Genomic DNA, 19,755 nt, shown 5'->3' on the forward strand with positions numbered 1-19,755 from the left:
GAGTAATTTTACTCATTTTTTACCTGTTGATCCAATTAAAATATGACTCCATTTGTTCCTTTATTATTAAAAAAAAATTGTTCTGGACTTCTTTGAGTTCAAGGGAAAGGAGAAATAATTAGCCTGACATGAGGTTTTCGTCGTCGCTTAACAATCCCTAAATCTTGATTTTTATCGTCGGCAAAATACTTAACTAGGTCAGAAGCTATTCCTTTTTGATAGCCCACAGAAAAATGATACATCCCCCGATAAATCATTTCTAATGAAACAGGTTCAATTGGCACTCCTAATTCATCTGCAACCGCATTTCCTAAATCTACTAAAATCGCATAAAATAGCCAAGTACCCCAGATTTGTAGCTTAGACCTCTTGCAAAAGTCATTCTGAAAGGTTGAGTTCATAGTTATAGATGCCTGCAATCAGGTTGAAACGTAAACCAAATCTGCGTCGGCGATTTCGGTAACGTTCCGACAGAATCCGAAAAATTTTCAGCCTCCTATTAACGTGTTCAATAATAATACGTTCGCTTGCCAGAGTACGGTTTTCCTGCCGTTGAACCTGAGATAAATTAGAGCTTTTGGGCTTTTTAGTAGGTATCTGACTATTGGCATGAAGTTTCCCAATTCCTTGATAACCCTTGTCGCCTAAAAGCTTAATTTTATTGGCTAGCCTAACTTTACTGCTCTTGAATAGGCGAAAGTCATGCCTTCTGCCTTTACCACGAAGCTCTGCAGATAATTGCTCCCGTCTTTTGATTGACCACTAGTTGTGACTTCAAGGTGTGATACTTTTTTTTGCCCGAAAACACTTGTCGTTGTTTTTTTTTGGACGCTCGACTGGACTTTCGGTCACATCGACCACAACCACTTCTAAAACTGAGTCCGGTTGCAGCAGTGCTTTCTTTCCGGGTAAGCTAAACCGACCTGAACGAATCAATGTATCCTTGCCCGTGCCTCACGATCCAGAACGCAGTGGATTCATTGATGTTCCAGCTTTGAGCAATGTGAAAGTAGGTACGGTACTCTCGCCAATATTGTAATGCCAGTAGTACCTGATCTTCTAAGCTCAGTTTAGACGGACGACCGGGTTTACGTTTCTTGCGTTTCTGTTGTTCTAGAACTGACACCATTTCTGCAAAAGTTGTAGACCCAACGCCACAGAATCTCTTGAAGGCTTCTGGCTTTAAGCTTTGCACTTGTTCGTAAGTCATCAGTTTTTCCTCTCGATCACCTCACTATTGCCCTTATTGGGGACTTTTGCAAGAGGTCTCTTGATTACGTTTAACGAACCTGTCCATAAATAGCTGAGATTTAGTAATCTTTTTACTAGGCAAAATGCCTCTTCAATTCGCCAGCGTCTTTGATATAAATCTGCTACTACATAGGGGGTAATATTTCGGGTTCTTGGACACTTGTTAGATAAGAACGCCAGGAATTTTTCGAGCGAATTTGTACTAATCTTATAGTCAACGCTGGTGTTTTTTTTGTCCCTGCACCTATCCTAATTATCTGGTCTTTGACATCATAAGTATTGGTTAATACCCGCTCGACTTGATAAGATGCACCTTTCTTAATCCGAGTAATAAATCCAATTTCTTGCTCGATTAATTTTGACCAAAAAGCGAAGTGATAGAAGCCTATATCTAATAACAGCAAGGTTTTTGGCTTAACTGTTTTTAGTAAGTCTTCCTCCCAATTAGTATCTGCTTGTTTCGGGTTTTTCCCAAACCAAATTTCTTCGGAAAGATGAGTTACTAGGTCTATTATTACTCCCATTTTCCCGGATAATTGACCAATTGGAACATCGGATAAACTTTCTAGTTTACGAAATAATGCTTCTAATGTTGAGCCGTCAGCTATCCAGATATTTTCAAAGTTTTTTAAGGCAAATTGTACACTATCTGGTAATGGTCTCGATTTTCTAGTCAACCATTCCCGACGAAAATGAGGCAGTAATTCTTTAAATACTTTTTCAAATAAAACTGCGGGAAAAGTTAAAAATATGAGTGATAATGCTTGTTGACTAATTTCAGACGGCTCACACCATAAAAATCCTTCTCTATTTAATAATCTAGTTAATTCTGTTACTCCTGCTACATTTGGCAATAATAAACTTAATATTGCTGCCATCATTAATGGTAGTGTTAGAATTCTATCTCTTAAATTTAGTTGGCGATAAAAAGTTTTTTGGGCCGCCATTGCTGGAATTAATAAATCTTCCAGGTGATTCGCAATCGCTTCATTTTCTACTTGGGGACTATTTTTTTTCTTTGCACGATCTCGGTTGATTCGTTTTTTGCTATTCACAACTGGTTTAATTATGGCTCAACTGCTTGTCCGGTAAAGGTTTCATCCTATTTTACCTTTTTTTGTCTACCCCCTTGACAATTTGCACTTTTTCTTAACTTGTCACAAATGGGATTTATCGTAAAGCGAGATAACCGAGCTTGGTGCAAAGAGAAAGGAATTAGACTTAGTGGCCCTCCTTTGGGAAGACCACCTGCTCATGTAAGTAATGAACAAAAGAAGCAAGCTACAATTGATGAGAAAATTCGCAACACTATTGAGGGAAAGTTTGGACAAGCTAAACGAAGATTTAGTCTGGCTCGCGTGATGACCAAACTTGCTCATACTTCCCAAACTGCGATTGCTATTACTTTTTTAGTGATGAATCTTTCCACCTGGCTTCGGCGGGTTTTTTGTGCTTTTTTGTGTCTTGAACTCCTGGGGGGGTAACAACCAGGCTGAAACAAAGAGGGAGTAAGGATGGAGCCACTGTGTGCTAAAAAAAGATAGGCAGCAAAATTGTTATACGCTGGCCTATCCAAAAAATAATGATACCAACATTCTACCGCATTCCTGAGAGACAAAAAACTAACGTTAGCTCAGTTTAAGCTAATTGAAATCTTGTTACCCGTGATACAATCCGAAAAACAAATCAGATTAGAACGGCTCTCCCGCGTATTTCCCTCTCTAATTACCAGCTCAGCGTCGGGGGTGCATCTCACTTTTGCGAATGTGTCAAAAAAGAGTTAAAATGAAAAAGCTAGTAAAATCGTCAAATAAAGATGAGGTAAATAAAATGACACCCTCAGACCAACAACAACTAAAAGCCCACTTAAAAGCGGTAGCAAAAATTCTTTACAGAAATACAGAGCCAACTGAGTTAAAAACTTTTGAAAGTATAGAAAAAGCAGTCCGTCAGAAAATGTTATCAGAGGTTGGTCCAGAAATAGGTAGCTTTTTTTTTCAGCAGTATCAGGAATTCAAACAGGAAAACCCCGAAAAATAAAATCAATAATCGGATCGCTCGACATTACAGATAATCAGGCAAAATATTTTGGCTTAAAAGCTTACAGTCAATTTAGTCCCCTGATGGAAAATTGCTGTCTTTTAATCAGTGCTAACGAATCTTATCAAATGGCAGAAAAAGATTTGGAAAAATTTACTGGGATCAAAATTTCTCACAGTACATTACAAAGATTAGTCAAAAGACAAGAATTGGAATTGCCTACATCTCAACAAGGAGTCAAAGAAATTACATTGGATGGCGGTAAAGTCAGACTACGCAACGCAACCAAGGGCGAGAGCTGTTACTGGAAAGACTATAAAGCCGTGTGTTTAGATAATATTTATGCGGGAGCGTTTTTTCAAAATAATCAAGATTTAATTGATTGGACTAATAGCCAAAAATTACTACATCCTATGTATTGCCTCGGAGATGGCCATGCCGGAATTTGGAACATATTTAAAGAAATTGGAGACAATGAACAAAGACAAGAAATCTTAGATTGGTATCATCTGAAAGAAAATCTCTACAAGGTAGGGGGTTCAATAAAACGATTGAAATTAGCCGAAAATATGTTATGGCAAGGCAAAGTTGATGAAGTTATAAATTTATTTAAAGACTTTAAAGGTCAAGCATTTAAAACGTTTTGCAATTATTTAGATACCCATCGCTGCCGAATAGTAAATTACCAATACTACAAAGAAGAATCCATAAGTTCGATTGGTTCTGGAACAGTGGAATCAACAATAAAACGCATTGGATTAAGGGTAAAAATATCGGGAGCGCAATGGAATATTGAGAACGTTTCCTCTATGCTTGCTCTTCGCTGTGCTTATCTCAACGGTCAACTTTCAATTTGATGTATGTGCCAAAGTGAGATGCACCCAGCGTCGAGCGTCGAGCGTCGGCGACGTAAGTTACAAAGATTTTTGGATTTGCCACACTTAACTATTTCATTAATTTGGTTCCCATTAATTACTTATTGGTTGACAACTTATTGTCGTGTTGGTACTCGTTTATCAATCGCAATTGACCGCAGTCAATGGGGGCGCATTAATCTTTTTATGGTTAGCCTAATCTGGGAAAAAAGAGCAATTCCATTATACTGGTCGCTGTTGCCAAAATTAGGAAACAGTAACTTGGAGGAACAAACTACAAATTTAGAGCAGATTTTACCAGGATTTTCAGAATATAAAGTTATCGTTTTAGGAGACCGGGAATTTTGTTCTGTTGATTTAGGAAACTGGCTTAAATCAAAGGGTGTGTCGTTTTGCTTGAGACTAAAAAAGAATCATTGTATCGAAATGAAAAATTTAATTTGGCGAAGGTTAGATGAATTAGGAATAGTACCAGGAACATCTTTGTATGTTCAAGGAAAAAGAGTGAGAAAAACTCGACCTGCCACCGGATTTGAGCTTGCTTGTAAATGGAAAAGAAATTATGGGAAATGTCAAGTTAAAGAAGCTTGGTTTATTCTCACGGATTTAGGTTCATTGCCAGCAGCAATCAATGCTTATAAGCAGCGGATGGGCATTGAAGAAATGTTCCCTTGACTGTAAAAAAGGAGGCTACGATCTTGAAGGGACTAGCCTCAAAGGAAACAGACTTATTAATATGATTCTCCTGATGACGCTTGCCTACAGTTCGGCAATATTTCAAGGCACTGAATTGAAAAAAAAGCAGGTACAAAAATATGTATCTCGTCGCAAAGAACCCAAGAAAAAATACCGTAGACGGAGTACATTTGGTGTTGGCGTAGATGCCGAAAAGTGGGTTGATTATCTAGAACAATATGCTTTGGAGGTGCAACAGTTAATGAAGTTAACTCCTTCTAAACGTCGCTTTTATGAACAAGGCATGAGGGCTGCAACCCTTATTCGGTCTATATCCTAAGCCTCTTTGTCACCCCCCCAGCTTGAACTCAAAACCACTCCTGTTCACCGCTTGGCGATCAGCTTTAATTATAGGTATGGGCATCTCAAGCAATATCAACTTATATTCGCGACCGCTTTGAATTGATCGTTGATCTTGCTGTTGCTATCGCGGACTTATTCAGCAAGTCCTAATTACTAATGACTAATGACTAATATAGTCATTTCAAATAAGTATGAGACTATTTAAAAATGAGGTAAAATGAATAAAAATAATGAAGTTGCTAGGAAAATGTCTTACAGTATAGATTTGAGAAAAAGAGTAGTAGATTATGTAGAAAAGGGCGGTCGTATCGCTCAAGCAGCAGAACTTTTTCAGGTGGGAAGGGCAACGATATATCGGTGGCTGGGTCGGACAGACCTTACAGCCACCAAGGTAAAAAGACGTAAGAGAAAACTAGATTGGAAAGCCTTAGAAAAGGATGTAAAAGAGAATCCAGATGCCAGATTAATCGACAGAGCCAAGAAGTTTGGAGTAAGACCAAGTGCCATATCTTATGCTCTTAAAGAAATGAAAATTACTCGAAAAAAAAAAGAACTTCGTTACCAGGAGAGAAACCCAGAAGCAAGAATGAAATACTACAGATATCTCCGAGACTTGATTAAAGTATCGGGAAGCCAAAGTCGGGTTTTTATTGATGAGTCAGGATTTGAAGAGTTTCAAGATTGTGCTTATGGCTGGTCAAAAAAAGGCAAAAAAATTTGGGGTGAAAAGTCAGGAAAACGGGGGAAAAGAGAAAATCTAGTAGCCGGAAGAAGGAAAGGAAAAAAGGACTTAATTGCCCCAATGGTTTTTACGGGCAGCCTCAATGCAGAAGGTTTTGAAGGGTGGCTGGGGGGGTGACAACCCCGTTAGAAGCTAGACAAGGTAAGGCGTTGACCCACTTGTGGTAAAAAAAGATAGGCCCGTTCAAAGTACCGACGACCTATCACAAATTATGTTACCTCTATTTTATCAGACGCATCTCCAGCAACACTTAACTCGTACTCAGTTTTTAGTATTAAGTATCCTGCTCAATCTACTGCAATCGGAAAGACAAGTTAAGTTGGAGCAATTAGCGCGAGTGTTTCCCTACCCGATTACTGCCGAAAGCCGGCGTCGGAAATTACAAAGGTTCTTGGATTTACCTCAATTAACCGGAACGCCAGATTTGGTATCCCCTGATAACTTATTGGTTAACCACCTATTGCCAAGTGGGCCAGACTTTATCAATAGTCATCGATCGCACCCAATGGGGATATATAAACATACTCATGGTAAGCCTGGTTTGGGAGAAGAGAGCTATCCCTTTATCCTGGTCTCTGTTACCCAAGCTAGGAAGTAGTAATTTGGCAGAACAAAGGGATGCGATCTCAGAAATTTTACCGCTTTTGAAAGATTATAAAGTAGTGGTTTTAGGAGACCGGGAATTTTGCTCGGTCGAGCTGGCTAACTGGATCAGGGAGGCAGGTGTATATTTTTGTTTACGGCTTAAATGCTCTGTTTGTATCGAAACCGAACCTCAAATCTGGAAGCCGTTGAAGGAGGTAGGATTAGTTCCCGGAATTTCTCTCTATTTCCCTGGAGTCCAAGTCAGAAAGACTCAACCGATAGGGGGATTTGATGTGGCTTGTAAATGGAAAAGAAAATATCGGGGCATATCGGTTAAGGAGGGTTGGTTTATCCTGACCAATTTAGGCTCTCTCAATAGGGCGATCGCTGCCTACCAAAAGCGGATGGGAATTGAAGAGATGTTTCGAGATTATAAAAGTGGAGGTTATTATTTAGAGGGAACAGGCTTAAAAGGTAAGCGACTGATGACCCTCATTTTATTAATAGCACTCGCTTATAGTAATGCTGTTATGCAAGGGACAACGCTGAAAATGAAATCAGTCAAAAAGTATATTGTTCGTCCTAAAGAATCAAAAAGAAAGTATCAGAGGCGGAGTACCTTTGGCAGCGGTCTAGATAGCCAACAATGGGTTACATACCTAGACAAATATACCGGAGAAATTCAAGAGTTAATGAAATTAACCCCGAATAAGCGCCACTTTTATCAACGGGGGATGAAGGCTGTAACTCAGATTATGCCTAGCTCTTAGCTCTCTTTGTCACCCCCCCAGGAAGGGTGGTTATCTTTATATTTATTACCCTCTCTGACAGAGCCATCTATATTAATCATGGATAATGCACCGATTCATCGAAAAACAGCCATCCGAGAACTGGTAGAGGAAACGGAGCATCAAGTTCTTTTTCTCCCAAAATATTCTCCCGACCTGAACGATATTGAACACGATTTTAGTGCCAAGCAAGCGAGCCAGAATGTATGCTCCTCCTGGGACATCTTTAGATGAACTTATCTGTGACTACTGCGTTCAATAGTGTCTCTTTTTTATTTGAAATGACTATAACTGCTGTCGCAGCGGAATCTCGATCGCAAACTCAGTACCTTTCCCCAATTCCGAATTGCATTTTAAACCGCCGCCGTGTTTCTCTACCACAATTTGGTAACTAATTGACAGTCCCAATCCAGTACCTTTCCCCACTGGCTTAGTCGTGAAAAAAGGGTCAAATATGCGTTTTCTCATAGATTCCGAAATTCCCGTACCGTTATCAGAAATCCGAATCACCGCGCTAGGAATAGTACCATTAAGTTGACCGACAGCAGTAGAGATTTTAATTTGAGGAGCTACAGATTGACCGGCGAGCAACTTGTGGGATTCCAAAGCATCGATCGCATTCCCAATTACATTCATAAACACCTGATTCAACTGTCCAGCATAACACTCAACTAGAGGCAAAATGCCGTATTCTTTCACTAGCACAATGTTTGCGCTGTCCGCATTAGATTTCAGCCTGTGCTGTAAAATTAACAGCGTGCTGTCAATGCCCTCGTGAATATCCACTGCTTTCATTTGACTTTCGTCAAGACGAGAGAAATTCCTTAAAGACAGAACTATTTGACGGATGCGATCGGCTCCCACCTTCATTGACGATAGCAATTTTGGCAAATCTTCTAGCAGAAATTCCAAGTCAATATCTTCAATTAATTTCTCTATTTCAGGACTATAATCGGGATATTGCTGCTGGTAAAGTTTCAGCAAACTCAGTAAGCTAGCAGTATATTCACTAGCGTGATTGAGATTGCCGTAAATAAAATTAACCGGATTGTTAATTTCGTGAGCAATGCCGGCTACCAGTTGCCCCAAACCCGACATTTTTTCAGTTTGAATTAATTGAGCTTGAGTGTGCTGCAAATCCTTTAAACTTTGAGCGATTTGTTCTGCTTGGCGTCGGGTTTGAGCCAGCAAATCGGCTTGTTGGATAGCAACGCCTAATTGATTGGCAATCTGAGCTAAAAAGTTAACTTCTGAACTTTCCCAACAGCGGGTTCCAGAATGTTGATATGCTGTCAGCAAACCCCAAAGTTCTTGTCCTACAAAAATGGGCGCGATCGCATAAGCCTTCACCTGAAATTGCTCTAAAATACCGACAACACACTCCGAGTGGCAAACTTGATAGATATCGTCAACGGCTAGAGTTTCATTATTGACATACCTGCCGCCTCGGTTTTCCTGCAAATAAGTATCTTGCCAAACCGTACTGATACCTTCCCCTACCAATTTTATCCAGCCATCTTTCACAAACTCGGCCACATAATGGCCGCTCCAATCAGGATTAAATTGATAGACAGCAATTCTATCAACTTGCATACACTGACAAACTTCTTGGGTGGCAGTCTTAAAAATCGCGTTGATATCGAGAGATTCTCGAATCTTGGCCACCACTTCAAACAGTATCCGCTGTTGCTCGGATGCCCACTGCAAATCGATAGTTTGCTGCCTCGTTTTAGCAAGCAAATCTGCTTGTTCTAATGCTACGCTCAACTGAGTTGCTACTTGCGTAGCAAACTGGATTTCCGAACTGTTCCAATTGCGGGAACTGCCGCACTGGTGCACGCACAGCAAGCCCCAAAGTTCGCTGCCATTCATCAACGGCATAATCACCTGAGCTCTAATTTGAAATTGAGCTAAAAGAGCAACATGGCAGTCCGAAAGTCCAGCATTTTCGACATCTTGTAGCACTTGAATCTGTCCCTGACTATATTTTTGGGCATAGTTTTCGCTAAAGAAATTATCGCGAACTTTTACATCCATTGCCGAATAAAAACCCGGCAAAACATCTTCGGTAATAAATTCGCCTTCATTACAGTTTAAACTAGCATCGAAGCGATAAATGCCAACTCTATCGGCCTTTAATATCCGCCGCAATTCTGTAGTTGTCGTGCTAAAAATTGTATCTAAATCGAGAGATTGTCGAATCTTAGCAACTACCTCAAACAGTATTCGCTCCTGCTCTGCTGCCCGCTGCAACTCAACTGCTTGCTGCTGAGTCTGAGCGAGCAAATCTGCTTGTTCTAAAGCGATGCTTAGCTGAGCAGAAATTTGGGTGGCAAACTTAATTTCGGAAGATTCCCAATTGCGCGGAGCCGAACACTGGTGCACGCACAGCAACCCCCAAAGGTCCTTGCCTTTCATCACCGGTGCAACTAAACTAGCTTTGACCTGAAATTGCTCCAATAGTTGCTCATAGCAATCTTGCAGCCCGGCCTGTTTGATGTCGGACATTGAGTGAACTCGTCCCTGAGAGTAGAGATTGGCGTAGTTTTCTCCAAAACAGCGATCGTTCACTTTGACTGCCATTGCTGACAGAAAATCTGGCAAAACATCTTCGGCAACGAATTCGCCCTCGTTAAATTCCGATGCGGGATCGAAGCGGTACACCCCAACTCTATCTGCATTTAAAGCCCGCCGCACTTCCTGGGACATCGTGCTAAAAATCTTGTTCAAGTCGAGGGATTTCCGCATTTTTGCCACTACTTCAAACAGCACTCGCTGCTGTTGGGTCAACTGCTGTAGTTGAGCAGTGCGCTTTTGAACTTGATTTTCTAAATTTGTGTTAAGTTCTTCTATTTTTCGATCGAGTTTGTAGTGGTTAATAGCATTAGAAAACTTGCTGCAAAAAATTTGGAGCAATTCAATTTCTTCAGCCTTCCATTCGCGAATTTGGGCAGTTTTTGACTCTTTCCACGCTTCAAAAGATATCCGAGATTGGGCGAGCCGCGCGTCGCTATCAAACTGTCTAGCCCAGAGAGTTTCGGTGTCAAATTCTTCTCGAAAAATGGTCAAGTAACCGAATATTTGCTGGCGGGTTCTGAGCGGTACGATTAAAATGCTGCGAATTTTGGTCGATCGAAATGCAGGTTGCAGGCTTCTCAAACTGCTAATTTGGTACAAGTCGGGAATTGCCCAAACCTGTTGCTCGCCGGATTTAAAATATTCGTGCCAGACGCTGTATTGCTCCACCTGCGGGTATTTTGCCGAAATTCCCATCTTCGGCCCTGAGCCACAAGTGTAGACTGTGAGTTCCCGATTCGAGTTATCCGAATAGGGAACTAGATTCGTAACCTTGCTGCTGTCGGAAATGAATGGCGTGGCAAAAATGCACAGCCTGCCGCCGGCGGCGTCTAGTGCTGCTACCGATTCTGCCAAAGCTGTTTGGAGTTCAATCGCCGGCTGCGAGTTAAGGGCGGCGGCGACGCGGTTGACGGCAGCTTCCCGTTGAGCTTTCGCCCTCGCTCGGGCGAGGAGGGTTGATTGGGCTATGGCGACGCCGAGCTGATCTGCCACCATCTGAACGCCTTGGAGTTCGTTTTCTGTCACACTCCGAGACTCGGAGTGGTGAGATACCAACAACCCCCAGAATTCTGCGCCGTGAAAAATTGGTACTACCAAGGAAGCCTTGACGCCGAGTGCAGTCAAGTATTCAGCGTGGCAGGGGTCGATCGCGCGAAATCGGATTTCGTCGGGCAGCAGTTGGGCGGAAACCGCCTCGCGGCGCGGACTTTGGCCTAGCTGCCCGGAATCTAGATCGACGATCGATCGCACCTGTACTTGCGCGAACAGTTCGCGGGCGTGAGGGGGAATATCGTCTGCTGGAAAATGCAGACCCAATAGGGATGGCAAGCGGTTGCCGTTAATTGATTCGGCAATCACTTCACCGCTACCGTCGCTATGAAATTTGTAGATTTTTACTCTGTCTGTTCCCAAGAAGGATTGAACTTCTGCTGCTGTTGCGCTCAGAATTTCGGGTAGTTCTAGAGAGCGGCGAATGCGGTTGGCGATGCGTTCGAGCAAATTTGCTCGATCGAACCTCACCTTGACATTTTCGATCTTTAATGAGTCCATTATTAATCTTTTGCTTTCCTAGCAATAACAGTAAGCGGCCAAAAAGTTTTGTGCCTGTTAAAAAATTCGACAAGGACAGTCATTTAATAAAATATAAATATCCTGATGCCGAGCGTCGATTAGTTTTGCACCTGTAGCGATAATTGCAACTTTCCATTGCAACTTTCAATTGTGTGGGATTAAAAGTTTTGTACTTTAAATATAAACTTTGTAGAGCCTGCCTTGCAAGCTCCATACCCCAACGGATTAAAATTGTCAAGTTTCAAGACTTGCAGAGTGATTCACCGGCACCGATGAATGTCGCACCGAAATATCTCAGTCCTGGATGCAAAAGCTCGCTGAGGAACGAGCTTACGGGAAAAAACAGCATTGAATTCAAAAGGTTAACTCAGAAACCGGGTTTCTACGTCTAGGATTGGATTTGCAGCTAGCCGGAGCGGAGAAGAGTCGATCGACAATCTGCAGCTTTTTCCAGCAGATATGGGAGCAAAAAAAGCTCCTGCTTAACGGCAGGAGCTTTTTTCGATTAGACAATCAAATCAGAAATAAATTCGATCGATTAGTCTAAGTCTGGCATAGCCAGCACTGGTTCATTTTCGCGATCGATACCCTTCTCAAAGCCAGCGACAGCCGCGCGAGCGCGACCAGCGTGCCACAAGTGACCGACCAAGAAGAAGAAACCCATCACAAAGTGGAAACAGGCCAGCCAAGAACGAGGAGAAGTGAAGTTAAACGAGTTAACTTCAGTCGCCACACCGCCCACAGAGTTCAAAGAACCCAAAGGAGCGTGAGTCATGTACTCAGCCGCGCGGCGAGCTTGCCAAGGCTGAATGTCATTCTTGATTTTGTTCAAGTCCAAACCGTTAGTACCGCGCAAGGGTTCCAACCAAGGGCCTTGGAAATCCCAGAAACGCATCGTTTCACCGCCGAAAATGATTTCGCCAGTAGGAGAGCGCATCAGGTATTTACCCAGACCGGTGGGGCCTTGTGCAGAACCGACGTTAGCACCCAAGCGTTGGTCGCGGATCAGGAAGGTCAAAGCTTGCGCTTGAGAAGCTTCCGGGCCCGTCGGGCCGTAGAATTCGCTGGGGTAAGCAGTGTTGTTGAACCAGACAAAACAGGCAGCGATAAAGCCCATCATGGACAAAGCGCCCAAGCTGTAAGACAGGTAAGCTTCGCCAGACCAGATTAAGGCGCGGCGAGCCCAGCCGAAAGGCTTGGTCAAAATGTGCCACACACCGCCAGCGATACAAATCAAGCCCAGCCAGATGTGACCGCCGATGATGTCTTCCATGTTGTTGACGCTGACAATCCAGCCTTCGCCACCAAAAGGAGAGCGAACCAAGTAGCCAAAAATCACAGCCGGGTTGAGGGTGGGGTTCGTGATAATACGCACGTCGCCGCCGCCCGGAGCCCAAGTGTCATAGACACCGCCGAAGAACATGGCCTTAGCCACCAGCAGCAAGCAGCCGCCACCCAACAAAATTAGGTGATAGCCGATGATGTTGGTCATCTGGTTCTTGTCTTTCCAGTCGTAGCCGAAGAAAGAAGAGTATTCTTCGAGAACTTCCGGGCCGCGAACGGCGTGATAAATGCCGCCCAAACCGAGAACAGCAGATGAAATCAAGTGAAGAACGCCGACTACGAAGAACGGGAAGATATCCGTGACTTCACCGCCGGGGCCGACGCCCCAACCCAAAGTAGCGATGTGGGGCATCAAGATTAAGCCCTGTTCGTACATAGGCTTTTCTGGGATAAAGTGAGCGACTTCAAACAAAGTCATTGCACCGGCCCAGAACACGATCAAGCCAGCGTGAGCGACGTGGGCGCCCAGCAGTTTGCCGGAGAGATTGATCAAACGAGCGTTGCCAGACCACCAAGCGAACCCGGAGGATTCTTGGTCGCGACCGCTTGCGTAGGAATTAGAGAGCGTTACCACCCGGTAGAACCTCCAACGATTTTAGATTTTGGATTTTGGGTTTTTTTGTTCCCTAGTAGGGCACGGGAGTACCGCGCCTGCGCCGGGGACTTGGGATTTGGATATCAGATTAATTTAAAAAAACTAAATTCATCTGAAATCCAAATCGTGATTTTTTTAAAGTGCGTTACCGCGAGGCAGAACTTCTTCAGGGAAGATGAAGTTTTCGTGGGGTTGGTCTGTCGGAGCCATCCAAGCACGAATGCCTTCGTTAAGCAGAATGTTCTTAGTGTAGAACGTTTCAAACTCAGGATCTTCAGCAGCGCGCAATTCTTGTGATACGAAGTCATAGGCGCGCAGGTTTAATGCTAAACCGACGATGCCAATGGAGCTCATCCACAAGCCTGTGACAGGTACGAACAGCATGAAGAAGTGCAACCAGCGTTTGTTGGAGAAGGCAATTCCGAAGATTTGCGACCAAAAGCGGTTGGCTGTCACCATCGAGTAGGTTTCTTCTGACTGAGTTGGGTTGAAGGCGCGGAAGGTGTTAGCACCGTCGCCGTCTTCAAACAAGGTGTTTTCTACGGTGGCACCGTGGATGGCGCACAGCAGCGCGCCGCCCAAGATGCCTGCAACGCCCATCATGTGGAACGGGTTGAGGGTCCAGTTGTGGAAGCCTTGCAGGAATAGCAGGAAGCGGAAAATTGCTGCGACGCCGAAGCTGGGGGCGAAGAACCAGCCTGATTGACCCAAGGGGTAAAGCAGGAACACCGAAACGAACACGGCGATGGGGCCGGTGAATGCTAGGGCGTTGTAGGGACGGATGCCTACCAAACGGGCGATTTCGATCTGACGCAGGCAAAAGCCGATCAGTGCGAAGGCGCCGTGGAGGGCGACGAAGGTCCACAGCCCGCCGAGTTGAAACCAGCGGGTGAAGTCCCACTGTGCTTCTGGGCCCCACAGGAACAGCAGGGAGTGTCCGAGGCTGTTGGCTGGGGTGGAGACTGCTACGGTGAGGAAGTTGGCTCCTTCGAGGTAGGAACTTGCCAAACCGTGGGTGTACCAGGATGTGACGAAGGTGGTGCCTGTTAACCAGCCACCGATGGCTAGGTAGGCGCAGGGGAATAGCAGGATGCCAGACCAGCCTACGAAGACGAAGCGATCGCGTTTGAGCCAGTCGTCGAGGACATCAAATATGCCTCTTTCGGTCTGGGCGCGTCCGACTGCGATTGTCATTGGGGTAAAATCCTTTTGCTTGTTAAAAGACCAAGGTTTCTAATTAAAGTTAACATAACTATATATTAGAAGTTCATAAATTTCAACTAGAACAGCAGGGTTCCCCCACTAGAGGCGTACTCGATGAAAGCGTGGTTGAGAGGAATGCCATCTTGGTTGACGATGCTCAGCAACAATCCAACTGACCCTTCGTCGCCAAGCGGCGAGTTGGCGGTGGTTGAGGAAACGAACAAACACTCTGCGCTTGCACTCAAATCCTTCACAGGGTAAGATTATCCTATTATCTGTTGAAGAAGTTGTGAGCCAAGTAATTACCGCAAAACTCAAATTAAACCTGACTGCCGAGCAAAAAATCTCGGTAGCTCAGGTTTCTTTGGCCTATCGGGATGCGCTGAACTACGCATCCCAAGTGGCATTTGATAACGGTAAATCTGGCAACGGAGCTAAACTACAAAAGTTGGTCTACTCGGAGCTACGGGCCTTATTTGGGCTTGGTTCCCAGATGGCGTGTAACGTGCCAAGACAAGTTGCTGCGACTTTTAAGACGCTGTGGACTAAAGCCAAGCAGAATAGCGAGGCGATTAAAGCTGGGTATACCAAGCGGCGGTACAAGGGACTCGATCGAGCTCCCAAATACACCTCGCGGACTTGTACGCTTAATTACCAGCGCGACTACTCCTTTAAAAAGGATCGACGGGTTAGTATTAACACCCTGGATGGTCGAATTGTTGTTCCGTTTGATGGCTACAACAAGCACATCGATCTGATGCGAGTGTCCAAGAAGATCGGTGCTGCTAAAATTGTCTACCAGAAATCCTCGAAGACTTACTATCTAATGGTGAGCTTGGAGGTGGAAACGCCTACTCTCGACCCACTGAACATCACTAGAATTTCTGGTATAGATGTGGGAATGAGATACCTCGCAGTCGAAACAGACTTAGCTAATAAGTCGAGTTTCTATTCGGGCAAGGCGGCTAGACATCGAGCCAACCGTTATCAAAAAGCCAGACAATCTCTACAGCGAAAAGACACCCGTTCCGCGAAGCGAAGATTAATCGCTTTGTCGGGACGGGAGAGACGGTTTATCGCTGATGTGAACCACCAGATTGCGAGTAAAATCGCCAAGCCTAACAGCCTGATTGGACTAGAAGATCTGACCGGAATACGCGATCGAACTAAATCTAAATCGGGCAAACGGGCAAGCAAGAAACAACGGAAAGCTAACAGGAACGTGGCTCAATGGTCGTTTGCCGAATTGCATGGCTATATCGATTACAAGGCTGTGCTGGTTGGCTCGTTAGCTACTAAAGTTCCGGCACATTACACCTCGCAAAGTTGCCCTAAATGTGGGCATACCTCAAAGGCTAATCGACCGAACAAGGGGCTGATTTTCCGCTGTGAATGCTGTGGGCATCAACTTCATGCAGATCTGGTTGGGGCGCGAAATATCGCACTTAGAACGTTGCTCGTCCGGCAAACCTGGATGAGTACCGGGGTCTTGTCAGCACTCCCTCATGTATCGAGCCGTGAAGCCAAAGCTGAAATCCTTTCGAGGTTTTCGGAATTGAGGTGGAGTTCAGATACAAGCCCCCATCATAGCGGTACTCCGCTTGATGGCGGGTAGTTGACCATAATTAGCAGGAGTTGATACACAATCCCCACCCACTCGTTGCGATTGCGTCAGCGAAGCCTCACGCTCGGTGGACTAATTGAATTAAGATTTGGCTTTAAGGCTGTTTAATTTTATGACTGCAAAAACAATGACCTCGATCGATCCTGTCCTGCGCTACCCGGTTTTGGGCTCCCGCCGCTTCAGCAATTACTGGTGGGCGACGGTGGTCAGCATTGGAGGGACTGGTTTCCTGCTGTCGGGCATTTCCAGCTACTTGCACGTTAACCTGCTGCCTTTTTCTGACCCGACTCAGCTCGTTTTCATCCCCCAAGGCATTGCGATGAGTTTCTACGGTGTCTGCGGCGTGCTGTTGGCGCTTTACCTGTGGCTGACTATTCTCTGGGATCTCGGCGGCGGTTACAACGAGTTCGATCGGCAAACTGGCAACATTCGGATCTTTCGCTGGGGTTTTCCCGGCAAAAACCGCAAGCTTGATTTTACTTGCAAGACATCAGACGTGCAATCTGTGCGGGTGGACATTAAAGAAGGTCTCAGTCCCCGGCGCAGTATTTATCTTAAGCTCAAAGACCGCCGTCAGTTTCCCTTGACTAGAGTCGGACAGCCGATTGCTTTGTCGGAAGTGGAAAATCAAGCGGCCGAATTGGCTCGATTTTTGCAAGTTCCCCTAGAAGGACTTTAGGGATTTTCGATTTGCGGTTTGAGATTTTAGATGGGTAATGTCTCGTAGGGTGCGCTGCAGCGCACCTTACCTACCCGGTAAGTGAAAAAGATCGATCTGCGAGTAAGCCCGTTACCAATTTTTGAATCTATCAATGAACAATACTGCGGATAGTTTTTGATTGCCAACCGTAGAATCAGGGTTTCAAGGCGATCGGGCAAGTTCGCTATCCCAGGAAAATCGCGGTTTTTAGACGCTCGATCTAAAAACAGTTGGGACTATTGAATTAACATCTTTAGTTGCCAAGTCCGTAATTGACTCAAAGTGAAAATACAAATGCAAATGCCAATCAAAATTCAGCGGTGGTTGTTCTCAATTTTAATAATTGGTGCGTTGTTTGTCGCAGGATGCGGTAGTTCCCCTGTGGCAAACTCGACTCCGACATCGAATCCGGCGTCAGGTGAAAATATTTCTTTGTCTCCGTCTCCTTCTGCTGCTGCTGCTGCTGTAGCGGCGAGTTCGCAATTTAGCAATTTGCCACGCTTGGAAGGAAAAGCAACGGTGGTGATGACGGTTAAAGGTTCTCCAATTACGATCGAACTCGACGGCACAAATGCGCCAATTACTGCGGGCAATTTTGTCGATTTGGTTCAGAAAGGAGTCTACGACGGGCTGGTATTTCACCGAGTCGTGCGGGAACCTCAGCCTTTTGTAGTTCAGGGCGGCGACCCCCAGGGCAAAGACCCTAAATTTCCTACAGCGCGACTGGGAACTGGCGGTTTTATTGACCCGAAAACTACTGTAGAACGCAGGATTCCTCTGGAAATTAAAGCTCAAGGTGCTGCCAATCCGACTTACAGCGCGACGCTACAAGAAGCTGGGGTTAAGGAGAAACCCGTGTTGATGCACACTCGCGGGGCTGTTGCTATGGCTCGATCGCAGAGTCCTGATTCGGCTTCTTCTCAGTTTTACTTTACTTTGACCGATGTACCGTTTTTGGACGGTAGCTATGCGGTTTTTGGGTACGTCAAGCAAGGCATGGATGTGATTGATAAGATTGAAGCGGGCGATCGCATTGATAAGGCTACTGTTACTCAGGGTTTGGAAAATTTTAAGCCTGTTCAGTAGTCAATAGTCAGTCGTCACTCGTCATATCAATTCCGGTTGCACGATCGAGATGACTGTTGACTGTTGACTGTTGACTGTTGACTGCTGACTGTTGACTGTTGACTGCTGACTGCTGACTGTTGACTGTTGAGTCTAAAAACTGACTGAATGTTGACTGTTGACTGTTGACTCGATTTTATAATTCCGATGCAACCGGAAACGATATCAGTCGTTGGTCGTGGGTTAGTAGTTAATAATTAGTTCCAATCATCAATAACTAATGACTAATGACTAATGACTAATGACTAATGAGTAAAAACTTGGGAAGCTGAGGGCAGATGTGGATGTTGTTGTTACGGGAATTGGCCTGGTTTCTGCTTTAGGCCCTCTGGATTGTAGCTGGAAAAGATTGTTGGCTGGGGAATCAGGAATTCGGCAACATCAACCTTTTTTAGAACTTGAACGGCAACCTTTGGCTTTAATTGGCACTAAACCTGTCGATTTAATAACTTTAATTCGACAGGTTTTAGCAGATGCTGTGCAAGATGCTAATTTGACTTTGCCTTTGCCCGATTGCGGGATTGCGATCGGTTCTAGCCGCGGATTCCAGGCAAATTTGGAACTGTTGGCAAGCGAAGGAAGTTCGGCAACGAGCGTTGTACAAGATGTAACGGATGTAAAGGATAGAAGGAAGAAGGAAGAGGGAAGAAGGAAGAGGGAAGAAGGAAGAAGGAAGAGGGAAGAAGGAAGAGGGAAGAAGGAAGAGGAAAGAGAATTCTCAGTTACCTATTCCCAATGCCCAATGCCCCATGCCCAATGCCCCATGCCCCATGCCCAATGCCCCATGCCCAATGCCCCATGCCCAATGCCCAATTCTCAATTTGTGAATTTTTTGCCTCACATGGGGGCGATCGCAGCGGCGAGGGCAATTGGTTCGACGGGGCCGGTACTGGCGCCGATGGCTGCTTGTGCGACGGGCCTACAGTCGATCGCCCGCGCTGTTGATTTAATCCGCACCGGTGAGTGTCAGCGGGCGATCGCAGGTGCTGTGGAAGCGCCTATCACACCGCTGACTCTGGCTGGGTTTAGCCGGATGGGTGCTTTGGCAAATACTGGGTGCTATCCCTTTGATGAAAATCGGGAAGGCTTTGTACTCGGTGAAGGCGGGGCTTTATTTGTATTAGAATCTGCCGAGTTGGCAAGGCGTCGCGGTGCTAAAATCTACGGTCGAGTTTCCGGTTTTGGCTTGACAAATGATGCTTGTCATGCTAATGCGCCCGATCTGGGGGGAGAAAGTGCGATCGCGGCGGTAAATCAATGTTTGAAACGCAGCAATTTAGCGGCGATTGATATAGATTTTATTCATGCTCACGGTACTGCAACTGAGTTAAATGACCGACACGAAGCACTGTTAATTGAAAAGTTATTTCACCGAGGAGTTGCTGTTAGTTCGACTAAGGGGGCTACGGGTCATACTTTGGGAGCTTCGGGAGCTTTGGGCGTGGCTTTTTGTTTGATGAGTATTAAATATCAGATGTTGCCGCCTTGCGCGGGAATGAAAAAACCGGGGTTTGAATTAGACTTTGTTCGCTGTGCGCGATCGGCTATTGTCAGAAATGCGGTTTGTTTAAGTTTTGGCTTTGGCGGGCAGAATGCTGCGATCGTTTTATCGGCGGAGCGTTAATTTTTGTAAACTCGGTCGATCGGCATTTAAATTACCAAGAAATTGGGTCTCAAGCCCCGTCCTTGTAGGACG

General features: G+C 44.9%; 12 protein-coding genes and 6 pseudogenes. 11 read left to right on the forward strand and 7 right to left on the reverse strand.

The annotated features are described in order from the left end of the window. Positions 1 to 101 precede the first annotated feature (101 nt). From OSC7112_RS06535 to OSC7112_RS06545, 3 pseudogenes are all read right to left on the reverse strand, one after another. A pseudogene (locus OSC7112_RS06535) lies at positions 102 to 362 on the reverse strand (IS4 family transposase); the annotation flags it as partial. Between the two features lie 16 nt (positions 363 to 378). Further along, positions 379 to 1,210 (reverse strand): annotated as a pseudogene (locus OSC7112_RS35400) (IS5 family transposase). Between the two features lie 59 nt (positions 1,211 to 1,269). After that, positions 1,270 to 2,198: pseudogene (locus tag OSC7112_RS06545) on the reverse strand (IS4 family transposase); the annotation flags it as partial. A gap of 234 nt (positions 2,199 to 2,432) precedes the next feature. Here OSC7112_RS06545 and OSC7112_RS06550 point away from each other — a divergent pair. The 7 genes and pseudogenes from OSC7112_RS06550 to OSC7112_RS36900 all read left to right on the forward strand — a co-directional run. Continuing rightward, positions 2,433 to 2,735, forward strand: a pseudogene (locus OSC7112_RS06550) (transposase); the annotation flags it as partial. Positions 2,736 to 3,081: 346 nt separating this feature from the next. Then, positions 3,082 to 4,148, forward strand: a protein-coding gene (locus OSC7112_RS06560; RefSeq protein ID WP_150111641.1) for an ISKra4 family transposase whose coding sequence is annotated in 2 segments (ribosomal slippage) — positions 3,082 to 3,250 and positions 3,250 to 4,148 — 1,068 coding nt in all. Because the reading frame shifts where the segments join, the coding sequence is not laid out codon by codon here. 75 nt (positions 4,149 to 4,223) lie between these two features. Then, entirely contained in the window at positions 4,224 to 4,841 is a 618-nt protein-coding gene (locus tag OSC7112_RS06565) for an IS4 family transposase (protein WP_263053590.1), read from the forward strand. Positions 4,842 to 4,914: 73 nt separating this feature from the next. After that, positions 4,915 to 5,181 carry a hypothetical protein gene (locus tag OSC7112_RS40770; protein ID WP_223300774.1) on the forward strand — a complete coding sequence of 89 codons (267 nt, stop codon included), beginning with the start codon at positions 4,915 to 4,917 and terminating at the stop codon, positions 5,179 to 5,181. Between the two features lie 270 nt (positions 5,182 to 5,451). Further along, positions 5,452 to 6,054: pseudogene (locus OSC7112_RS06570) on the forward strand (IS630 transposase-related protein); the annotation flags it as partial. Between the two features lie 359 nt (positions 6,055 to 6,413). Further along, positions 6,414 to 7,301 carry an IS4 family transposase gene (locus tag OSC7112_RS06575; RefSeq protein WP_263053591.1) on the forward strand — a complete coding sequence of 296 codons (888 nt, stop codon included), beginning with the start codon at positions 6,414 to 6,416 and terminating at the stop codon, positions 7,299 to 7,301. A gap of 21 nt (positions 7,302 to 7,322) precedes the next feature. Beyond that, positions 7,323 to 7,581: pseudogene (locus OSC7112_RS36900) on the forward strand (transposase); the annotation flags it as partial. 23 nt (positions 7,582 to 7,604) lie between these two features. Here the strand turns inward: OSC7112_RS36900 and OSC7112_RS06585 are convergent. From OSC7112_RS06585 to OSC7112_RS39455, 4 genes are all read right to left on the reverse strand, one after another. Then, the gene (locus OSC7112_RS06585; protein ID WP_015175173.1) at positions 7,605 to 11,447 is read right to left on the reverse strand and encodes a GAF domain-containing protein; all 3,843 of its coding nucleotides are present in this window, start codon (positions 11,445 to 11,447) and stop codon (positions 7,605 to 7,607) included. 559 nt (positions 11,448 to 12,006) lie between these two features. Next, entirely contained in the window at positions 12,007 to 13,386 is a 1,380-nt protein-coding gene (gene psbC, locus OSC7112_RS06595; protein ID WP_015175174.1) for a photosystem II reaction center protein CP43, read from the reverse strand. Positions 13,387 to 13,542: 156 nt separating this feature from the next. After that, on the reverse strand, positions 13,543 to 14,601 hold the full coding sequence (psbD, locus tag OSC7112_RS06600; protein ID WP_015175175.1) for a photosystem II reaction center subunit D2: 1,059 nt from the start codon (positions 14,599 to 14,601) through the stop codon (positions 13,543 to 13,545). Between the two features lie 86 nt (positions 14,602 to 14,687). Then, positions 14,688 to 14,855: a hypothetical protein gene (locus OSC7112_RS39455; RefSeq protein WP_190274341.1), complete on the reverse strand. Its 168-nt coding sequence runs from the start codon at positions 14,853 to 14,855 to the stop codon at positions 14,688 to 14,690. A 44-nt stretch (positions 14,856 to 14,899) separates the two neighbouring features. Between OSC7112_RS39455 and OSC7112_RS06605 the strand changes: the two genes are divergently transcribed. The 4 genes from OSC7112_RS06605 (at position 14,900) to OSC7112_RS06620 (ending at position 19,683) form a co-directional block, all read left to right on the forward strand. Beyond that, positions 14,900 to 16,225 (forward strand): RNA-guided endonuclease InsQ/TnpB family protein, encoded by a 1,326-nt coding sequence (locus OSC7112_RS06605; protein WP_015175176.1) that lies wholly within the window; start codon positions 14,900 to 14,902, stop codon positions 16,223 to 16,225. 121 nt (positions 16,226 to 16,346) lie between these two features. Then, the gene (locus tag OSC7112_RS06610) at positions 16,347 to 16,913 is read left to right on the forward strand and encodes a photosystem I assembly protein Ycf4 (protein ID WP_015175177.1); all 567 of its coding nucleotides are present in this window, start codon (positions 16,347 to 16,349) and stop codon (positions 16,911 to 16,913) included. 315 nt (positions 16,914 to 17,228) lie between these two features. Then, a complete protein-coding gene (locus OSC7112_RS06615; RefSeq protein WP_015175178.1) occupies positions 17,229 to 18,020 on the forward strand; it encodes a peptidylprolyl isomerase in 792 nt (263 codons plus the stop codon). Positions 18,021 to 18,339: 319 nt separating this feature from the next. Beyond that, positions 18,340 to 19,683 carry a beta-ketoacyl synthase N-terminal-like domain-containing protein gene (locus OSC7112_RS06620; protein WP_015175179.1) on the forward strand — a complete coding sequence of 448 codons (1,344 nt, stop codon included), beginning with the start codon at positions 18,340 to 18,342 and terminating at the stop codon, positions 19,681 to 19,683. Positions 19,684 to 19,755: the final 72 nt, after the last annotated feature.

This window comes from Oscillatoria nigro-viridis PCC 7112 (genome assembly GCF_000317475.1).
GTDB lineage: Bacteria > Cyanobacteriota > Cyanobacteriia > Cyanobacteriales > Microcoleaceae > Microcoleus > Microcoleus nigroviridis.

Coding starts and splice junctions, on each gene's coding strand:
- OSC7112_RS06585 (WP_015175173.1), bottom strand. CDS start 11,447: ATGGACTCATTAAAGATCGAAAATGTCAAGGTGAGGTTCGATCGAGCA.
- OSC7112_RS06610 (WP_015175177.1), top strand. CDS start 16,347: ATGACTGCAAAAACAATGACCTCGATCGATCCTGTCCTGCGCTACCCG.
- OSC7112_RS40770 (WP_223300774.1), top strand. CDS start 4,915: ATGACGCTTGCCTACAGTTCGGCAATATTTCAAGGCACTGAATTGAAA.
- psbD (WP_015175175.1), bottom strand. CDS start 14,601: ATGACAATCGCAGTCGGACGCGCCCAGACCGAAAGAGGCATATTTGAT.
- OSC7112_RS06615 (WP_015175178.1), top strand. CDS start 17,229: ATGCAAATGCCAATCAAAATTCAGCGGTGGTTGTTCTCAATTTTAATA.